This is a genomic window from Phenylobacterium sp. (assembly GCF_041919955.1).
Classification (GTDB): domain Bacteria; phylum Pseudomonadota; class Alphaproteobacteria; order Caulobacterales; family Caulobacteraceae; genus Phenylobacterium.
In genome coordinates, this window is the sequence record NZ_JAYRSU010000023.1 from 1 (window position 1) to 16,864 (window position 16,864).

The window sequence follows — 16,864 nt, forward strand, 5'->3', positions numbered from 1 at the left end:
GGCTCAAGGACTGGCGTCGCGTCGCCACCCGCTACGATCGATGCCCGACCGTCTTCCTGTCCGCCATCGCCCTCGCCGCTACCGTGCTCTTCTGGCTATGAGTCCTGAGCCTAAGCCGGGTGGTCGGCTGCTCATTTCGGTGCGCGACGGCTCCGGCTCGGCGGACCGTCCGATGTGGCCGGTCTCGACCGGCGAGCTCGAGGCGTATGCACGCTCTCAGGGCCTGATGATCCTGAACATCGCCCCAGGTCGTGACCTCCAGCAGCGCTCCGAGGTGCAGTGGACGACCTGCGCCCTGCAACTTCCAGACGATGGCGCGGGCGCCCTTCCGCTGCTCCGCGGCATCATCCTCAACGACGACAAGTCGGCGACTTACAAGCTGGGACTCCTCCGGGCCATCGCCCGGATTGCCGATACGGCGCCGGCCCTCGCAGTCGAACGATTCGACGAAGACGCTGTCGATCTTCCGCTGGGCGCTGTGGCCCTCAACTGGCTGCGCATGTACTTGCCCCTCGCGGCCGCCGAGCTGCCGCAACTCCCCGGCAACCGCGGCGCCGATCGCCTGGGCTTTGCGGGAGACGCTTTCCGCCAACTGCTGGCGGACAGGGTGTCCGGCCAGGATTTGCGGATCGGCGCCAAGTTCACTGGCGCGCGGGCCAACGCGGTGGCGCAAGCCGTAGCGGATGCGCGCTCGAACATCAGCCGCATGCCAGCGCACTTCACCCGCTACCCGAATTCGCAGAAGGCCGTCTTCGACGCCGCCCCGGCGCGAGCCCCACGCTTCAGAGGGGAGATCACCATGGACGCCGAGACACTTCGCGCCTTCGGGATCATCGGCGTTCCCGGCCCTGTCTGGCGCACCTTGCAGCGCTTGGGCGCCTGGATCGAACCAGTCCTCATCACGGAGTGGGCGCGGCTGATTCAAGGCTTCCCAGCGCCGCTTCAGCAGCGCCACCGCCGCATCGGCCAGCGGCACGACCTTGGCACCGGTCTTCGAGTCCGGCAGCCGCAGGCAGCTCTTGCGCCAGTCGACCCACGCCCACTCCAGGGTCAGGATCTCGCTCTTGCGGCAGCCGGTGAGCATCAGCAGGCGCACGGCGTCGGCCATCACCTCCATCCGCGGGTCCTCTCGCTCGAACTCCGCGATGGCCTCGCTGAAGCAGGCGACTTCCTTCTCCGATAGGTAGCGCTCCCGCCTGTTGATCTTGAAGGCCTTCACGGTCTTCGTCGGGTTGTGGCTCACGCGGCCGGTCTCGATCCCCCACTGATAGCAGGCCCCGAGGACCGCCACGGCCATCGAGGCGATGCGCTTGCCGCCTTTCACCATTGAGCGGCGGCGAGGTCCGGTCTTCTCGTTGCGGGCCGTCTTCCCCTTCGATATGTCGAGCTGCATCGTGGCGACGTCCACCTTCGTCACCTCCCGCGCGAGCATGCGCCCGATCAGCGGCTTGACGTGGTTCCTGAAGAGCCCGCGGTCGGTGTCCCAGCTCGACTGCTTCTTCTCCGGCTTCAGCGCCGGACCCAGTTCCAGGTAGAGATCGGCGAGCTCGGCGACGCTCAGGGCCTGGCGCTCCTCAGCCTTGGCCTCCTGCGGATCGACGCCGTCGCGCAGGCCCTTCAGGAGATCCTTCGCCCGCTCGCGCGCCTCCTTCACGCCATAGCCCACCCGCAGGGCGCCCATGGTGTGCTTGCGCTTCTTGCCGCCGCGCCGGTACATCAGGATGAAGCTCTTGGAGCCGGTGCGCTGCACGCGGACCCCAAGGCCAATCACCTCGCTGTCCCAGACCACATATTCGCGGTCCTGCGGCTGCAGCGCCTCGATGGATTTTTCAGTCAGTTTCGGCATCGGCGGGCTCATTTTGCGGTACCACCCAGGTACCAAACGGCGCGATTTCCGCCGCTTTTCGCCTGGGCTCACACTGTCGCTAAAACTCGCCCTTTCTTCAACTCCCACAATGACTTAGGAACAGATTGAACAGGCCTGCAAAGGCCTGAAAAACACCCCCCGGGGCACATGGCATTCAAGAGGTCAGGAGTTCGACTCTCCTTAGCTCCACCATGGAGGCCCGCAGTTAGCGCTGCGGGCCTTCGCCTTTTCCGGCTCAGCCCGGCATTCCACGATGAATGATACGGACGCCTTGTTCAGGCTGGGCGACGCCGCCCAGGACGCTGGCGACTACCACGCTGCGCGTAGCGCGTTCGAACAGGGCGCGGCGCTGGGCGACATGACCTGCCTCGAACGACTGGCGTTCCTGCATGACACCGGCCTGGGCGCGGCGCCCGACAAGGCCTTCGCCATGCGCGCCTATCAACGGGTCTGGCGGCGGACTCGCTCCACCGCCGCGGCGAACAACATCGCCATCCTCTATCGCGAACAAGGTCGCGCCGCGGCGGCCTTCCGCTGGTTCGCGCGGGCCGCGGAGCACGGCGATGGCGACGCCATGGTCGAGGTCGCCAAGCGCCGCCTCAAAGGCCACGGCGTGCGGCGTTCCACGGATCAGGCCCGTCGCATCCTGATGCGGGCCCTCGCGTCTCGGAACATCACCGAAGCCGGGCGCGAGGAGGCCGCGGCGCTGCTGGCCGCAGCGCCGCCCGGGACCTGACCCGCCTCACCATTTGTTGCGGCCGTCCACCTTCTCGACCTCGATCGCCGACCAGTCGAGGTCGTCCACCAGCCGAAGGTTCAGGCCGAGAATCCGCTGGCTCGGGAAGGCGCCGGCCTCGAAGCCCGGCTTGGGGGTTCCGTCGGCGTTGTAGACCGAGGCCCAGTCCGGAGAGTCGCCCCAGGTCTGCATGCCGCAGCGGCCGCAGAAGTGGTGCTGGTTCATGCCGCCCGGCGCATAGACCCGGTCGTCCTCCTGCGAGACCACGACCAGTTCGCTCGGCGCGTAATAGGCCCAGACCGCGCCTGTGCGCGCGCAGTAGGTGCAGTTGCATTGCTTGGCGGTGGTGGGGACCGGCGCCTCGATCTTCGTGGCGCCGCAGTGGCAGGAGGCGATCATGGGCATTGGGGGACTCCGAAAGGGCGATGGGATCTCCTGACTAACCCATCCTAGGCCCAGACATGTCAGCAGCATGGCGGCTGGTTCGAGCGCCGTTGAAATCGCGCTGCCGCATCCCACATGTGATCCAACCGGAGTCCCGCGCCGATGTCGGGCGGTGTTCCGGGGAGTCGCTTGAAGCTGAGGACTCTGGAATGAACCGCTCGCTCGTCTTCGACAGCCCCTTCCTGCTGGGCTTCGACCATACCCGCAGCCTCATCGAGCGCGCCGCCAAGGCCGCCGCCGAGAGCTACCCGCCCTATAATGTCGAGGACCGCGGCGAAGGCGCCCTTCGCATCACCCTGGCCGTGGCCGGCTTTACGCCGGACCAGCTCCAGGTGACTGTCGAGGACCGTCAGCTGGTCGTGGCCGGCAAGCGCGAAGGCGTCTCGGACGAAGCCTACCTGCACCGCGGCATCGCGGCCCGGGGCTTCGTGCGGACGTTCGTCCTGGCCGACGGCATGCGGGTCGAGGGCGCCACCCTGGCGCACGGCTTGCTGCACATCGACCTGAACCGTCCCGAGCCGGAGCGCCTCGTCCAGAAAATCCCCATCCGGACGGCCGGCTGAACCGGCGGCCGTTCGACGCGTTGAGTTTACGGAGGTGGTCCTTATGACGCCCAATCTTACGACTGAAGCTTTCGCCGCCCTCGGCGCCCCCGATCTCGTCTATGTGCGCCCGATCAAGGCGGCGGAGATCATCGCAAGTACGCCCGCGGCTCAGATCCAGAGCTTCGAGCTCGATCCCGAACAGGTCCTCTACGCAGTCCACCGCGCCGACGGCGAACGCCTGGCGGTGCTGACCGACAAGGACTCGGCCGTCGCCGCGGCCCTGGCCCACGAACTGGCGCCGGTGTCCGTCCACTAAATTCACGGCGAAGCCTGGAAATGCAAATGGCCGCCCCTCGGGGCGGCCATTTCTTTTGGGCACGTCAGGCGTGCCGGTTTCAGGCGGCCGCGGACGGCCGCTCCTGGACCAGCAGCGCGTGTATGGCGTCGGGCGTGCGGGCCTGGCGCAGATGCTCGCGCAGATCGCCCTGACGCAGCATGCGCGAGACGCGGGCCAGGGCCCGCAGATGCTCGGAACTGGCGTTCGGCGGCGCGAACAGCGCGAAGATCAGGTCGACCGGCTGTTCGTCGACCGACTCGAACTCCACCGGCACGTCCAGGCGCACGAACACCCCACGCATCCGGTCGAGACCCGCCAGCCGCGCATGCGGCACGGCCACGCCATAGCCGACGCCGGTCGAACCAGCGGCCTCGCGCTCGCTGAGCGCCTCGAGAATAGTCCCAGCGTCCAGTCCGAAATTGCGCGCGGCGATCTCGGCGACGGCCGTCAGGGCCTGCCGCTTGTTCGGCGCGCTCGCCCGCGCGGCGATAGCGCCGCGATCCAGTATGTCGCCAATCTGCATAATCTCGTGACGCCCAAACTCGACTGCTGCCCGAGGCACGTCCGGCTCGGGGGACGGCTGGAACTCCGCGCCTAGACGCTGGTTCCGTTCATGCCGTGCCCATTGAGCGTTTTCGTACGTTCAGGATCGATCCAGCCGATATTTCCGTCCGGCCGGCGGTACACCACGGACAAGCCCCCGTGAGCGGCGTTCCTAAACACGATTGTCTGAGATTCCGTCAAGTCCAACTCCATGACCGCCATGGAAACGGTCATCTCGCGGACGGGCTTTTCCGTCTCGGCGATCACCATGCCGGACGGCGGCGCATGGCCGGCGTGCGACGTTTCGCCGTCGTCCCAGTCGACGTCCTCGTCGCCTTCAGGCGCGCGGATCACGAAATAGGACGCGGTTTCGGCCTGCTTGGCGTTGGCGGCGGCCGAATGGCTCTTCAGCCGGCGCTTGTAGCGACGGATGCGCGTTTCGATCTTGGCCAGGGCCGCATCGAACGCGCCGTGGGCGTCGCTGCCCAGGCCGTGGGACTGCAACGACTGGCCTGAGGCCAGCTTCACCGCACAGTCGACTCGGAAGGAATGGCCCTCACGGCTGACCACGACGTCGGCGTCTCCGCCGCGTTCGAAATACTTGCCGATGGAACCGGTGATTTCGTCGGTGACCCGCTCCCGCAGGGCCTCCCCGACGGCGACATGCTTGCCAGAGACTAAGACTTGCATGAGGCAACAACGCGCCTCCGCGAGAGAGGTGTCAAGCACCGCTTAGCCAATTCACGAGAAGGCGAACGCCCCCGATCACGGCGTCGGCCGCGACGTACAGCAGGAAGGCGCTGAACCCGGCCAGGACATAGCCGGCGACCGCGAACAAACCGTCGCGCTGGAACAGGGAAAACCCAAAGATTCCAATGGTCAGGGCCGGCAGCAGGTTGCCCAGCGGTATGGGCAGGATCAGCACGAAGGCCAGCACCGAACAGATCGCCCCGATCATCCGCTGACCGAGCGGATTGAAGACCGGCGCTATGCGAGGCCGGGAGATTTTTTCGAACCGTTCGACCCAGGGCAGCAGCCGCCCGAACACGCGGCCGAGGTCGGCCCCGCTGATCCGCCGAGCGTCCACCGCCTTGGGCAACCAGGGCGCATCGACGCCGAACGCCACCTGCGGCGTCAGCAGCAGCAGCGGCGCCCCCAGTATGGTCGAAGAGCCCGGCGGCAGCGGCAGCAGGTTGGGCAGGGCGAAGATGAACAGCAGCGCCCCGAAGGCGCGGGTGCCGAACACGTCCACGATCTCGCCGATGCTCACGCTCTCGCGGGCGGTCAGGTCGCGGATGATGTGCGAAATGGAGGGGTGGTCGCTGTCGTCTTCCATTCCGCGCGTATGCGTCTCTCTCGCCATGGCCCCGCGTCAACGCGCGGCGCCGAAAATTGATCTGGTCTGCATTACGCCATTTACAAGCGGGGCCGTCTTGCCATATCGGAGCGCCATGCGTCGTTCGACCATTAAAAGCGCGATTAAAACCACCATGCCCGCGGGGCTTGGGGGTTCGCGCGCGCTCGCCGCGTAGACCCCAAGGACCCCGCCGGAAGGCCGGGGTCGCATCTCACCAAACGCGAAAGACCTCGGCCTCCGGACCTCACCCCACCGGAGACGATAGAGTCATGCTTTCCACCGAAGTCGCCCGCCCCGCCGGCCAGCGCCTGTTCAACGTCGCCATCGTCGGCGCCACCGGCGCCGTCGGCGTCGAGCTGATGGAGTGCCTCGAGCGCCGCAACTTCCCGGTCCGCTCGCTGAAGCTGCTGGCCTCGCCGCGCTCGGCCGGCCGCACCTACCAGTTCCAGGGCCGCCCCGTGGCGGTCGAGGCCCTGACCGCCGAGTCGTTCACCGGCGTCGACATCGCCCTGTTCTCGGCCGGCGCCACGATCAGCCGCGAGTTCGCCCCCATCGCCGCGGCCAAGGGCTGCGTGGTGGTCGACAACTCCTCGGCCTTCCGCATGCAGCCCGAAGTGCCCCTGGTGGTGCCGGAGGTGAACGGCGCGGCCATGGGCGAGCATCCGCGCATCGTCGCCAATCCGAACTGCGTGGCGGCCATCGCGGTCATGGCCCTGGCCCCGCTCAACGCCCGCAACCCGATCGCCCGGGTGATCGGCGCCACCTACCAGTCGGCCTCGGGCGCGGGCGCCGCGGCCATGGCCGAGCTGCGCGACTCCACCGCCGCCTATCTCGCCGGCGAGGCCTTTGAGCCGAAGGTGCTGCCGCACCCCTACGCCTTCAACCTGTTCAGCCACAACGCCGGCGTCGACGCGGACACCGGCTATAACGGCGAGGAGCTGAAGGCGATGGAGGAGATCCGCAAGATCATGTCCACGCCGGACCTGCGCCTGTCCTTCACCTGCGTGCGGGTGCCGGTGCTGCGCGCCCACTCCATGGCCCTGACGGTCGAGTTCGCGAACCCGGTCACCCCGCAGGAAGCCGAGGAATGGCTGGCCGCCGCCCCGGGCGTGAAGCTGGTCAACGACGCCCTGCGCAACCACTTCCCGATGCCGAACGAAGCCTCTGGCGCTGACGACGTCCTGGTCGGCCGCATCCGGGCCGACCTCTCCGACCCCACCGGCCGCACCCTCAGCCTCTTCGTGGTCGGCGACCAGCTGCTGAAGGGCGCGGCCCTCAACGCCGTCCAGATCGCCGAGGTCGTGGCGCGGTAGCGCCTTCAACAGGTGTCATCCCGGTTTCGGCGCAGCCGAAGACCGGGACCCATGAACACCGGATCGAGGGGAGCGCGGCTCGAACCGCGCCGCCCGCGGCCCCTTCATGCACGAATGGATCCCGGACAGCCGCAAGCGGCTTCCGGGATGACGCCAACCGTCAGAACGCCGGCTGCACCGCGCCCGAATAGGTCTTCTCGATGAAGGCCTTCACCTCGGGCCCGGTCAGCGCCTTGGCCAGCTTCTGCACGCGCGGGTCGTCCTTGTTGTCCTCGCGCGCCACCAGCAGGTTCACATAGGGGCTGTTCCCGTCCTCCAGGATCAGCGCGTCCTTGGCCGGGTTCAGCTTGGCGTCGAGGGCGTAGTTGGTGTTGATCACCGCCAGGTCCAGCTCGCCCAGCACCCGCGGCAGGGTGGCGGCCTCCAGCTCCTTGAACTTCAGCCCCTTGGGGTTGGCGACGATGTCGCCGAGGGTCGAGAGCGGGTTCTTCGGGTCCTTCAGGGTGATCAGCCCGCCTTTCTGCAGCAGCAGCAGCGCCCGGCCGCCGTTGCTCGGCTCGTTGGGGATGGCCACGCTGGCGCCCTGCGGCAGGTCGGCCAGCGACTTCACCTTGCGCGAATAGGCGCCGATCGGCTCGATGTGCACGCCAACCACCTTCACCAGGTGCGTGCCGCGGGCCTTGTTGAACTCGTCCAGATAGGGCGCGGTCTGGAAGTAGTTCACGTCCAGCTGCTTCTGGTCGACCTGCAGGTTGGGCTGCACGTAGTCGTTGAAGACCTTCACCTCCAGCTTCACGCCTTCCTTGGCGAGGATCGGGCGCACCACCTCCAGTATCTCGGCGTGCGGCACCGGCGTGGCGGCGATCACCAGGGTGTCGGAGGCCGCCGTGGCGGCCGGCTTCTGGCCGCAGGCGGCCAGCGCCAGGGCGGCGGCGGCCAGGATCAGGTTGCGCTTGTTGAGCATCTGGAAAACCTCTCGGCTCAGCGGCGGCTGAGCTTGATGACCAGGCGGTCGCCCGCCCATTGCAGACCCTGGACCAGGGCGAGCAGCAACAGCACCGTGACCACCATGACGTCGGTCTGGAACCGCTGGTAGCCGAAGCGGATGGCCAGGTCCCCCAGCCCTCCCGCCCCGACCACGCCGGCCATGGCCGTGTAGGAGACGAGCGCGATCGCCGTGACCGTTGCGCCGGCCACGATCCCGGGCAGGGCTTCCGGCAGCAGGGCGCCGAAAACGATCTGGCGCGGCGTCGCGCCCATGGCCTGGGCGGCCTCGATCACGCCCTTGTCGACCTCGCGCAGGGCGGTCTCGACCAGCCGGGCGTAGAAGGGCGCCGCGCCGACCACCAGCGGCGGGATCGCGCCCGCCACCCCAAGCGAAGTCCCGACCAGCAACATGGTCAGCGGGATCATCACGATCAGCAGGATCACGAACGGCACCGAGCGCAGCACGTTGACCGCGAAGGACAGCGCCCCGTGCGCCGCGCCGTTCTCCAGCAACTTTCCCTTGCCGGTCAGGAACAGGATCACCCCCAGCGGCAGGCCCAGCAGCACCGAGAACGCCAGCGACCCGCCCAGCATGACCAGGGTGTCGAGGCTGGCCTGGCCGATATCGGCCCAGTTGATGTTGGCGAACATGCCTTCAGGCCTCTTCGACATGGACGCCGGCGGCGCTCAGCCGCTCGCGCGCCGCGGCCACGTCGCCGCCGACCAGTGAGACCAGCAGCTGGCCGTAGGGCTCTTCGCGGATGCGGTCGATGCGACCGGCCAGGATCGAATAGTCGACGCCGGTGTCACGGGCGATCCGGCCCAGGATCGGCTCGAAGGTCGCAGCGCCGCGGAAGGTCAGCCGCAGGGCGCCGGGCGTGGCCGCCGCCCCCAGGCCCGCCGCGTCGGCCACCAGCGCCCGCGTCACCGCATGCTGCGGATGCAGGAAGACGTCGGCGACCTCGCCGCTCTCCACCACCGAACCAGCATCCAGCACCGCGACGCGATGGCAGACCCGCCGGATCACCTCCATCTCGTGGGTGATCAGCACGATGGTCAGGCCGAGTTCGCGGTTCAGCGCCGCCAGCAGGTCCAGGATCTGTTCGGTGGTCTGCGGGTCCAGCGCGCTGGTCGCCTCGTCGCACAGCAGGATCTTCGGCCCGTTGGCCAGGGCCCGGGCGACGCCCACCCGCTGCTTCTGCCCGCCGGAAAGCTGGGCCGGATACTTGTGCGCCTGGTCCGACAGCCCGACCCGCGCCAGCAGCTCGGCCACCCGCGGCCCGACCTGCGCGGCGGGAACGCCGGCCACCTTCAGCGGATAGGCGACGTTCTGCGCCACGGTCTTCGACGACAGCAGGTTGAAGTGCTGGAAGATCATCCCGACGCGCCGGCGCAGGCTGCGCAGCCCCGCCGCATCGAGCGCCCCCACGTCCTCGCCGTCGGTGACGACGCGTCCGGCGCTGGGCCGCTCCAGCCCGTTGATCAGGCGGATCAGGGTGGACTTGCCCGCCCCCGACTGGCCGATGACGCCAAACACCTCGCCCGCCGCGACGTCCAGCACGACGTCGCGCAGCGCCGGCGCCGGGGCGCGCGCAAAGGTCTTGCCGACGGATTGAAAGCTGATCACGGCGCATCCCTAGCTGTAGACTGGGGATGCTCAAGACAGTTTTTCTCGCAAAGCCCGCAGATCGGGGCGGGTTCTTGCCCTAGCCGCCCTACGCCGCCTTCGCCGTCTGCGCCGGACGATAGTTCGACGCGTCGCTGGTGAACTCGGCGTGGCCATAGCGGGCCAGCAGGCCCTTTATGCGCGAGATCAGCACGCCGTCGGCCAGGTCCCGCAGGCCGGGCAGGCGGCCGGCGGCGCGGAACAGCGCCGTCTGCACGCCCACGCCCAGCGCCACCAGGTAGAACACCGCCATGTCCAGCCCGCTGATCGGCACGCCCATCCGCTCGGCCGCCGCCCGGTCGCCCTTCAGGAACTGACGCAGGAAGAAGGCCTTGGCGAAGCGCTTCTCCAGCGCATTGTGCAGCCGCGCCCCCGGCGTGCGGTCGTTGGGCAGGTAGGCCGACAGGGTGGCGCGGACCAGGGCGCCGCAGGTCGCATCGTCGAAGCCGGCGCGCAGGGTGGTGTTGCGCGCGGTCATGATCCGCACGATCCCCTCGGGCGTCGTCGCCAGCAGCTCCTCGGGCAGGCCCAGCAGGAAGCAGCGATAGCGCGCCAGCTCCACCTGCGCCCGTTCGGCGGCGGTGAAGGTCGTGCAGCCCTGGCCGATCAGCCGGAAGGCCATCAGGAAGATCGGGATCAACCCGGCCGGCATCTGGTCGACCTGCGGGATCGGCACGCCGTAGACGGCGCTGTCCCAGCGGCCCGAGCGCAGGGCGTTGAACCGCACCATGGAGTGCATCAGCCGCACCATGGCCGCGGCCTTGAACCCCTCGCCGTAGCGTTCCAGCGCGCCGGGCAGAACCGTGGTCGCAAAGAAGGTCGCCGTCTCGTTGACCCGGCGCGCGGCGGTGTCGTTGCTGAGCGTCCCGGTCAGGGCCATCGGCAGGGCCGAGTACTTGTTGAGGAAGGTGGCGATGAACGCGCCGCGGATCGCGAACGGGGCGAGGATCGCGGTCGCCCGCCGGTCCTGCCGCGCCCCTTCGGCCACCTGCTCCATGTCGACCCAGTCCGGCGTCGCCTCCATGGCGCGGATGAAGGCGACCAGTTCGGGCGGGGCGTCCTCCACCGCCTCGACCCCGCGCTCGCAGGCGGCGACCAGCATGTCGACCAGCCGGCGGAACCCGTACTTCGGGATCAGCGCCGCATAGGCGTCGGCCACCGCGTCCCCCAGCAGGGTGTAGGCCCGCACCAGCGCCAGATCCTCCTCGGTCACCGCCACCCCGCCGGGCGCGCGGTCGCGGGTGACGGCGAACTGCGGGTCCTCGGTGAAACGCTCGGGCAGCCGCTCGAAGTCGATGGCCCCATACATCAGCGGCATCTGCGTCTTCTGGGCGGCGATGCGCTGGCGGGCGCGGTCGACGGCGGGGGTCATGAGCGGATCGAGCCTTCGGTTCCTTGACGTCCCGGGACGTTATGTAAGCAATGCTCATGTTCCTACTCGCGTTCGCGGCCAGGCTCGGCCGCCCGCTCGAAAGGCCGTAAGTGACTGAACGAAAACGCCGATCACCCCGGCAGGCGCGGGCCGAAGCCACCGTGGAGGTCATTCTCGACGCGACCCTTCAGCTTCTGGAGGCGCATGGGCCGGAAAAGCTGACCACCAATCACATCGCCGCGCGGGCGGGGGTCAGCGTCGGCACCATCTACCAGTACTTCCGCGACAAGAACGATCTCCTGGCCGCGCTGGCCGACCGCCGCGCAGGCGCGGTGCGCGACAGCATCGCCGAGTTGGTGATCAGCCCGCCTGGCGCCAACGCCGTGCGCGCCATCGTCCAGGCTTTGACCCGCAGTTTCGAGGACCTGCCGCGCGGTCGCGGCGCCCTGCTCGAAGCCATGCAGCGCGGCGGCGAGGGCGCGCTGCAGCGTCACCATCAGGCTTTCCTCGCCGCGATCGAGGGCAAGACCGACCTCGGCGGCATCGAACTGACGCCCGAACGGGCGTTCATCCTCACCCACGCCCCGATCAGCCTTCTGCGTGCGGCCGCCGCCGAGCCGGAACTCGGCCTCGATCCCGCCCGACTGGAAGACGAGCTGGTGCGTCTGCTTGAGGCCTACCTGGTCGCGCTACCTAGCCAGTCCCGCTGAGCACGCCGGCGAAGGTCGCCACCGAAAATCCGAAGAACAGGCCTGAAAAGGCCAGCAGCAGCACCATCGCCACCGCATACTCCGCGCTGCGCCCGGGCAGGCGCTCGACGCGATGCTCCCTGATCGTTTCCATGAGGAACGGCTCCGGTTGATCGTGACGATTCAACGCGGCGAGCGCGACGTCGTTCACGCGCCAGGTGTCATCCCCGTTTGCGAAGCAAGACCGGGATCCATGCGCGCGTGGGGATCGCCCCTAGACCGCTTCCTTCAGCATCCGCCGCCGCTCGACCGAGGACGGGATGCGCATGGCTTCACGGTACTTGGCCACCGTGCGCCGGGCGATGTCGACGCCGATCTCCTTGAGGATCTCGACGATACGGTCGTCGGAATGCACCTCGGCTTCGCTGCGCTCGCCGTCGATCAGCTGCTTGATCTTGTGGCGCACGCTCTCGGCCGAGTGGGCCTCGCCGCCCGAACTCGAGGCGATCGAGGAGGTGAAGAAGAACTTCAGCTCGAACATCCCGCGCGGCGTGGCGATGTACTTGTTCGAGGTCACGCGGCTGACGGTGCTCTCGTGCATGCCGATGGCGTCGGCCACGGTCTTCAGGTTCAGCGGTCGCAGGTGCTCGACCCCGAAGGCCAGGAACCCGTCCTGCTGTCGCACGATCTCGCTGGCGACCTTCAGGATGGTCTTGGCGCGCTGGTCCAGGCTCTTCACCAGCCAATTGGCGCTGGCCATGCAGTCGGCGACGAACACCTTCTCCTGATCGGTTCGCGCCCCGCCCGAGACCCGCGCGTGATAGCGCTGGTCGATCAGCAGCTTGGGCAGGGTGTCGGTGTTCAGCTCCACGTGCCAGAGGCCGCCCAGGCCCTCGCGCACATAGACGTCCGGCGCGACCGGCTGGCTGGGCTCGCCACCGAAGGCCGCGCCCGGACGCGGGGTCAGGCCGCGCAGTTCGGCGACCATGTCGCGCAGGTCTTCGTCGTCGACGCCGCAGACCTTGCGCAGAGCGTTCATGTCGCGGCGCGCCAGCAGCTCGAGATTGTCCAGCATAGCCATCATGGCCGGATCGCAGCGGTTGCGGTCCTTGAGCTGGATCATCAGGCATTCGCGCACGTCGCGGGCGAACACCCCCACCGGCTCGAAGCCCTGCAGCACGGCCAGCACGTCTTCGACGGCCGACGGCTCGCAGCCCAGGCGTTCGGCGGTTTCGGTCAGGTCGCAGCGCAGATAGCCGCCCTCGTCCACCCCGTCGATCAGCACCGCGGCGATGGCGTTCTGGGCGGGCGACAGGCGGGCGACGGCCAGCTGGTCGTGCAGGTGTTCGGAAAGCGTCTTCTCGCGGGTCAGGCGGCCTTCGAAGTCCTCGGTGTCCTCGAAGCTCCCCCCCTTGCCGGCGCGCGACCAGTCGACGGCGCCGCCAGCGTGCTGGGCCTCCTGGGCGTCGCCGGTGGCGTGCTCGCCGGGCGAGGCCTGGTCATGAGCCATGTCCATCTCTGCCGAGGCGGCATGGTCGGAGACGGAGTCGGCGGAAAAATCTTCCGCCTCGCGCGGGGTTTCCTCGCGCTCGGGCTCCGATTCGCGCTCGTCGCGCTGGAGCAGCGGATTGCGCTCCAGTTCGCCCTCGACGAAGGCCTCGAGCTCAAGGTTCGACAACTGCAACAGCTTGATCGCCTGCTGCAGCTGCGGGGTGATGACCAGCCCCTGCCCCTGACGAAGCTCTAACCGCGCCCCCAGCGCCAAATCCGCCTCCTGGCCTGAATCTTGCTCCAGGCTAGGGCCGGTTCCCCCACCGATTAGTTAACTTCCGCGAAGAGTCTTTCGCGGGAGCGATTTTCCATGAGCAGGGCCTCAGGCGGCCACCGCCTCGCGCGGGCTCGCGAGCGGCGTCCAGGCGAACTCCGGATAGACCCCGGCCATCATGCGGTCGACATAGGCGGTCAGGTTGGAAAAGCTCATCGCCCGGTCGCGGATCGGCGCATCGAAGAAGGGCGTCATCAGGCCGGCCAGCATGCCGAAGGCGATGGCGTCGACGCTGGTCGGCCGCTCGCCCATTACGAACGGCTTGTCGGCCAGCAGGGCCGACAGCGCCGCCAGGCTGCGCACGCCCAGGCCCAGGATCTCCGCATCGGTATGACGGCCCACGCCGCTCGCCTTCACGTTCTGCGCAACCCGCCCCTGGATGTCGCGACGCATGTCCTCCTGCATTTCCGGCGGCATGGCCGTGAAGAACTGCGCCGGGCCCTTGGCGTAGTTTTCCGGGATCAGCCAGCGGACATGGGCGATCGCCCAGTTGAAGTGGTTCTCCAGCATCCGTTCGATGGCCCAGGCCTGGGCGCGCTGGACGCTGCACAGGCCCTCGTCGAAATCGACGGCGTACTTCCGCTCCAGATGCAGGCGGATGAAGTGACTGTCGGCGACCAGTTCACCGTCGTCGTCCAGCCACGGCAGCTGGCCCTTCGGCGACAGGTGCGGCATGGAAAATTCCTTGGCGTAGGACAGGCCGGCCATGCGCAGGAACACCTCGGCCTTCATGACATAGGGGCTGGTCTCGGGCAGGCCGAACTTCTCGCCGGCGCCGTAGAGCGTGATCATGATGTCTCTCCCTGAAGGTCTGGGATTGGTGTAGGAACCTCCTGCTGCCACCATGCTGTCAGCATCGCCGGCCGATGCTGTCGCCCCATGAAACGGATCTCCATGCGTCGCGCCGACCGCCTGTTCCAGATCATCCAGATCATGCGCCGGGCGCGCGCGCCGATCACCGCCGACGCCATCGCCGAGGAGCTCGAGACCTCCAAGCGCACCGTCTATCGCGACATCGCCACCCTGATGGGCCAGCGGGTGCCGATCCGCGGCGAGGCCGGCATGGGCTATGTCCTCGACCAGGGTTTCGACCTGCCGCCGCTGATGCTGACGCCCGACGAGATCGAAGCCGCAGTGCTGGGCGCCCAGTGGGTCGCCAGCCGCGGCGACCCTTCGCTCGCCCGCGCCGCCCAGGACCTGATCGCCAAGATCGGCGCCTCGGTGCCCGAGCGGCTGCGCCCCTACGTGCTCGAGCCGGCCGGCCGCGCCGTGCCCGCCTGGCGCTCGGCGCCGCCAGACCAGCTCGACATGGCCCAGCTCCGCGCGTCCATCCGCGCCGGGCGCAAGGTCTCGCTGCGCTACCGCGACGAACAGGAGCGCGAGACCGAGCGGGTGATCTGGCCGATCACCGTCGGCTATCACGAGACGGTGCGCATCCTGGTCGGCTGGTGCGAGCTTCGCACCGCCTTCCGCAACTTCCGCACCGACCGCGTCGCCGCCTGCGAATTCCTGGACGACCGCTACCCCGAACGCCCCTCCATCCTGCGCGCCCGCTGGCGCGCCGAACGCGAGGAAGAGCACCGCCGGCACATGGCCGCGCGGGAGGCGGAGCTAAACCGTGACGTGCAGGACACACCGGCGACTTAAGTCTTCGGCGCCCTGGCGCGCGCTCAACGAACACTGTAATGCCCGCCCTCCCAAGAGGAGACCGACCATGGCCCTGCGGCCGACCCATCAGATGCTGCCCAGCCTGTTCGACCGACTGGTCGAGCAAAAGGGCGCGCGCGTCTGGGAGGGGAGGCAGGTCTAGGGTCGCCATCGATCTTGGGACTGTACGAAGGAACCCCTCCCGGCCCGGCCGGGAGGGGTTCCTCGTTTCAGGGACCGTTTCCAGCCGGCAAGCCGGGAGGGGCGGCAAGGAAAGGAGAACCCGATGAGCGGGTTCGAATACATCGAGACCACCGGCAAGCCGATCAAGGCCTGGACCCGCGGCGTTCCGCTCGAGGAGTCCGCGCGCCAGCAACTGCAGAACGTCGCCGGCCTGCCGTTCATCCACAAGCACATCGCGGTCATGCCCGACGTGCACTGGGGCATGGGCGCCACCGTCGGCTCGGTCATCCCGACGCTGGGCGCGATCATCCCGGCTGCGGTCGGCGTCGACATCGGCTGCGGCATGATGGCGGTGCGGACCTCCATCCGCGCCGAGCATCTGCCCGACTCGCTGCTCGCCCTGCGGACGGCGATCGAGGCGGCGGTGCCGCACGGGCGGACCGACAACGGCGGGCGCAACGACAAGGGCGCATGGGCTGACGAGCCGCCGGCCATCGCCCAGGCGAAGTGGGCAGCGCTGAAAGACGGCTACGACGACGTGGTGGCCCGCAACCCGAAGGCGGCGCACCCGCGCGGCCTCGGCCACCTGGGCACGCTCGGGACCGGCAACCACTTCGTCGAGCTCTGCCTCGACGAGGACGGCGCGCTCTGGGTGATGCTGCACTCGGGCTCGCGCGGCGTGGGGAACCGGTTCGGGACCTTCTTCGTCGAGCGGGCCAAGCACGAGATGCGGCGCTGGTTCGTCAACCTGCCCGACCAGGACCTGGCCTACTTCCCGGAGGGGACGGACGGCTTCGTCGACTATGTGCGGGCGGTCAGCTGGGCGCAGAAGTACGCGCTGGCGAACCGCGAAGTGATGATGGACCAGGTGCTCGGCGTGCTGCGTCAGGCGTTCCCGGACCTCGCGACGACGGAGATGGCGGTGAACTGCCACCACAACTACGTCAGCCGCGAACGTCACTTCGGCAAGGACGTCTTCGTGACCCGCAAGGGCGCGGTGCGGGCGGGCCTCGGCGACCTCGGGATCATCCCGGGCTCGATGGGCGCGCGCTCGTTCATCGTGCGCGGCAAGGGCAACGAGGAGTCCTTCTGCACCTGCTCGCACGGGGCCGGCCGGGCGATGAGCCGGGCCGAGGCCAAGCGTCGCTTCACGGTGGACGACCACGTCGCCGCCACCGCGGGCGTCGAGTGCCGCAAGGACGCCGACGTGATCGACGAAACGCCAATGGCTTACAAGGACATCGACGCGGTCATGGCGGCCCAGGCCGATCTCGTCGAGATCGTCCACACCCTGCGGCAGGTCGTGTGCGTGAAGGGGTGAGGAGCGCCCGAAGCGAGAGCGGGGCGCCGGGC

Annotated in this window: 18 protein-coding genes and 2 pseudogenes; 8 read left to right on the plus strand and 12 right to left on the minus strand. The window is 68.5% G+C overall.

Annotated features, from left to right (window positions below):
* A pseudogene (locus ACE3T2_RS17180) lies at positions 1 to 101 on the plus strand (IS5/IS1182 family transposase); the annotation flags it as partial.
* An 845-nt stretch (positions 102 to 946) separates the two neighbouring features.
* Here ACE3T2_RS17180 and ACE3T2_RS17185 read toward each other — a convergent pair.
* Positions 947 to 1,858 (minus strand): annotated as a pseudogene (locus tag ACE3T2_RS17185) (tyrosine-type recombinase/integrase); the annotation flags it as partial.
* Positions 1,859 to 2,120: 262 nt separating this feature from the next.
* Here ACE3T2_RS17185 and ACE3T2_RS17190 point away from each other — a divergent pair.
* Positions 2,121 to 2,603, plus strand: coding sequence for a hypothetical protein (locus ACE3T2_RS17190; protein WP_374659560.1), 483 nt, complete (start codon positions 2,121 to 2,123; stop codon positions 2,601 to 2,603).
* Between the two features lie 6 nt (positions 2,604 to 2,609).
* Here ACE3T2_RS17190 and ACE3T2_RS17195 read toward each other — a convergent pair whose 3' ends face one another.
* Positions 2,610 to 3,008 (minus strand): GFA family protein, encoded by a 399-nt coding sequence (locus ACE3T2_RS17195; protein ID WP_374659562.1) that lies wholly within the window; start codon positions 3,006 to 3,008, stop codon positions 2,610 to 2,612.
* Between the two features lie 188 nt (positions 3,009 to 3,196).
* Between ACE3T2_RS17195 and ACE3T2_RS17200 the strand changes: the two genes are divergently transcribed.
* Both ACE3T2_RS17200 and ACE3T2_RS17205 read left to right on the plus strand, forming a co-directional pair.
* Positions 3,197 to 3,610: an Hsp20 family protein gene (locus tag ACE3T2_RS17200; protein ID WP_374659564.1), complete on the plus strand. Its 414-nt coding sequence runs from the start codon at positions 3,197 to 3,199 to the stop codon at positions 3,608 to 3,610.
* Between the two features lie 43 nt (positions 3,611 to 3,653).
* Entirely contained in the window at positions 3,654 to 3,908 is a 255-nt protein-coding gene (locus ACE3T2_RS17205) for a DUF1150 family protein (protein ID WP_374659566.1), read from the plus strand.
* A gap of 79 nt (positions 3,909 to 3,987) precedes the next feature.
* Here ACE3T2_RS17205 and ACE3T2_RS17210 read toward each other — a convergent pair whose 3' ends face one another.
* The 3 genes from ACE3T2_RS17210 to ACE3T2_RS17220 all read right to left on the minus strand — a co-directional run bounded on the left by ACE3T2_RS17210 (position 3,988) and on the right by ACE3T2_RS17220 (position 5,808).
* Entirely contained in the window at positions 3,988 to 4,452 is a 465-nt protein-coding gene (locus tag ACE3T2_RS17210) for a PTS sugar transporter subunit IIA (protein WP_374659568.1), read from the minus strand.
* A gap of 71 nt (positions 4,453 to 4,523) precedes the next feature.
* On the minus strand, positions 4,524 to 5,162 hold the full coding sequence (hpf, locus tag ACE3T2_RS17215; RefSeq protein WP_374659696.1) for a ribosome hibernation-promoting factor, HPF/YfiA family: 639 nt from the start codon (positions 5,160 to 5,162) through the stop codon (positions 4,524 to 4,526).
* A 31-nt stretch (positions 5,163 to 5,193) separates the two neighbouring features.
* Entirely contained in the window at positions 5,194 to 5,808 is a 615-nt protein-coding gene (locus tag ACE3T2_RS17220; RefSeq protein WP_374659570.1) for an exopolysaccharide biosynthesis protein, read from the minus strand.
* A gap of 290 nt (positions 5,809 to 6,098) precedes the next feature.
* On the opposite strand from ACE3T2_RS17220, the gene ACE3T2_RS17225 reads away from it, so the two are divergent.
* Entirely contained in the window at positions 6,099 to 7,142 is a 1,044-nt protein-coding gene (locus tag ACE3T2_RS17225) for an aspartate-semialdehyde dehydrogenase (protein WP_374659572.1), read from the plus strand.
* Positions 7,143 to 7,302: 160 nt separating this feature from the next.
* Here ACE3T2_RS17225 and ACE3T2_RS17230 read toward each other — a convergent pair whose 3' ends face one another.
* The 4 genes from ACE3T2_RS17230 to ACE3T2_RS17245 form a co-directional block, all read right to left on the minus strand.
* On the minus strand, positions 7,303 to 8,106 hold the full coding sequence (locus ACE3T2_RS17230) for a MetQ/NlpA family ABC transporter substrate-binding protein (protein WP_374659574.1): 804 nt from the start codon (positions 8,104 to 8,106) through the stop codon (positions 7,303 to 7,305).
* Between the two features lie 17 nt (positions 8,107 to 8,123).
* Complete coding sequence (locus ACE3T2_RS17235) at positions 8,124 to 8,780, minus strand: methionine ABC transporter permease (RefSeq protein ID WP_374659576.1); 657 nt, start codon at positions 8,778 to 8,780, stop codon at positions 8,124 to 8,126.
* A 4-nt stretch (positions 8,781 to 8,784) separates the two neighbouring features.
* On the minus strand, positions 8,785 to 9,756 hold the full coding sequence (locus tag ACE3T2_RS17240; protein WP_374659578.1) for a methionine ABC transporter ATP-binding protein: 972 nt from the start codon (positions 9,754 to 9,756) through the stop codon (positions 8,785 to 8,787).
* A gap of 88 nt (positions 9,757 to 9,844) precedes the next feature.
* Positions 9,845 to 11,167: an oxygenase MpaB family protein gene (locus ACE3T2_RS17245; RefSeq protein ID WP_374659580.1), complete on the minus strand. Its 1,323-nt coding sequence runs from the start codon at positions 11,165 to 11,167 to the stop codon at positions 9,845 to 9,847.
* 161 nt (positions 11,168 to 11,328) lie between these two features.
* Here ACE3T2_RS17245 and ACE3T2_RS17250 point away from each other — a divergent pair, with 161 nt between their 5' ends.
* Positions 11,329 to 11,877 carry a TetR/AcrR family transcriptional regulator gene (locus ACE3T2_RS17250; protein WP_374659582.1) on the plus strand — a complete coding sequence of 183 codons (549 nt, stop codon included), beginning with the start codon at positions 11,329 to 11,331 and terminating at the stop codon, positions 11,875 to 11,877.
* Here ACE3T2_RS17250 and ACE3T2_RS17255 read toward each other — a convergent pair.
* The 3 genes from ACE3T2_RS17255 to ACE3T2_RS17265 form a co-directional block, all read right to left on the minus strand.
* Entirely contained in the window at positions 11,861 to 12,067 is a 207-nt protein-coding gene (locus ACE3T2_RS17255; RefSeq protein ID WP_374659584.1) for a hypothetical protein, read from the minus strand. The genes ACE3T2_RS17250 and ACE3T2_RS17255 overlap by 17 nt on opposite strands.
* Before the next feature lie 63 nt (positions 12,068 to 12,130).
* Positions 12,131 to 13,621 (minus strand): RNA polymerase factor sigma-54, encoded by a 1,491-nt coding sequence (gene rpoN / locus ACE3T2_RS17260; protein ID WP_374659586.1) that lies wholly within the window; start codon positions 13,619 to 13,621, stop codon positions 12,131 to 12,133.
* A 108-nt stretch (positions 13,622 to 13,729) separates the two neighbouring features.
* Positions 13,730 to 14,473: a glutathione S-transferase family protein gene (locus tag ACE3T2_RS17265; protein ID WP_374659588.1), complete on the minus strand. Its 744-nt coding sequence runs from the start codon at positions 14,471 to 14,473 to the stop codon at positions 13,730 to 13,732.
* A 102-nt stretch (positions 14,474 to 14,575) separates the two neighbouring features.
* Here ACE3T2_RS17265 and ACE3T2_RS17270 point away from each other — a divergent pair, with 102 nt between their 5' ends.
* A complete protein-coding gene (locus ACE3T2_RS17270; RefSeq protein ID WP_374659590.1) occupies positions 14,576 to 15,328 on the plus strand; it encodes a helix-turn-helix transcriptional regulator in 753 nt (250 codons plus the stop codon).
* 286 nt (positions 15,329 to 15,614) lie between these two features.
* Positions 15,615 to 16,832, plus strand: a complete 1,218-nt coding sequence (locus ACE3T2_RS17275; protein ID WP_374659592.1) for an RtcB family protein — start codon at positions 15,615 to 15,617, stop codon at positions 16,830 to 16,832.
* Positions 16,833 to 16,864: the final 32 nt, after the last annotated feature.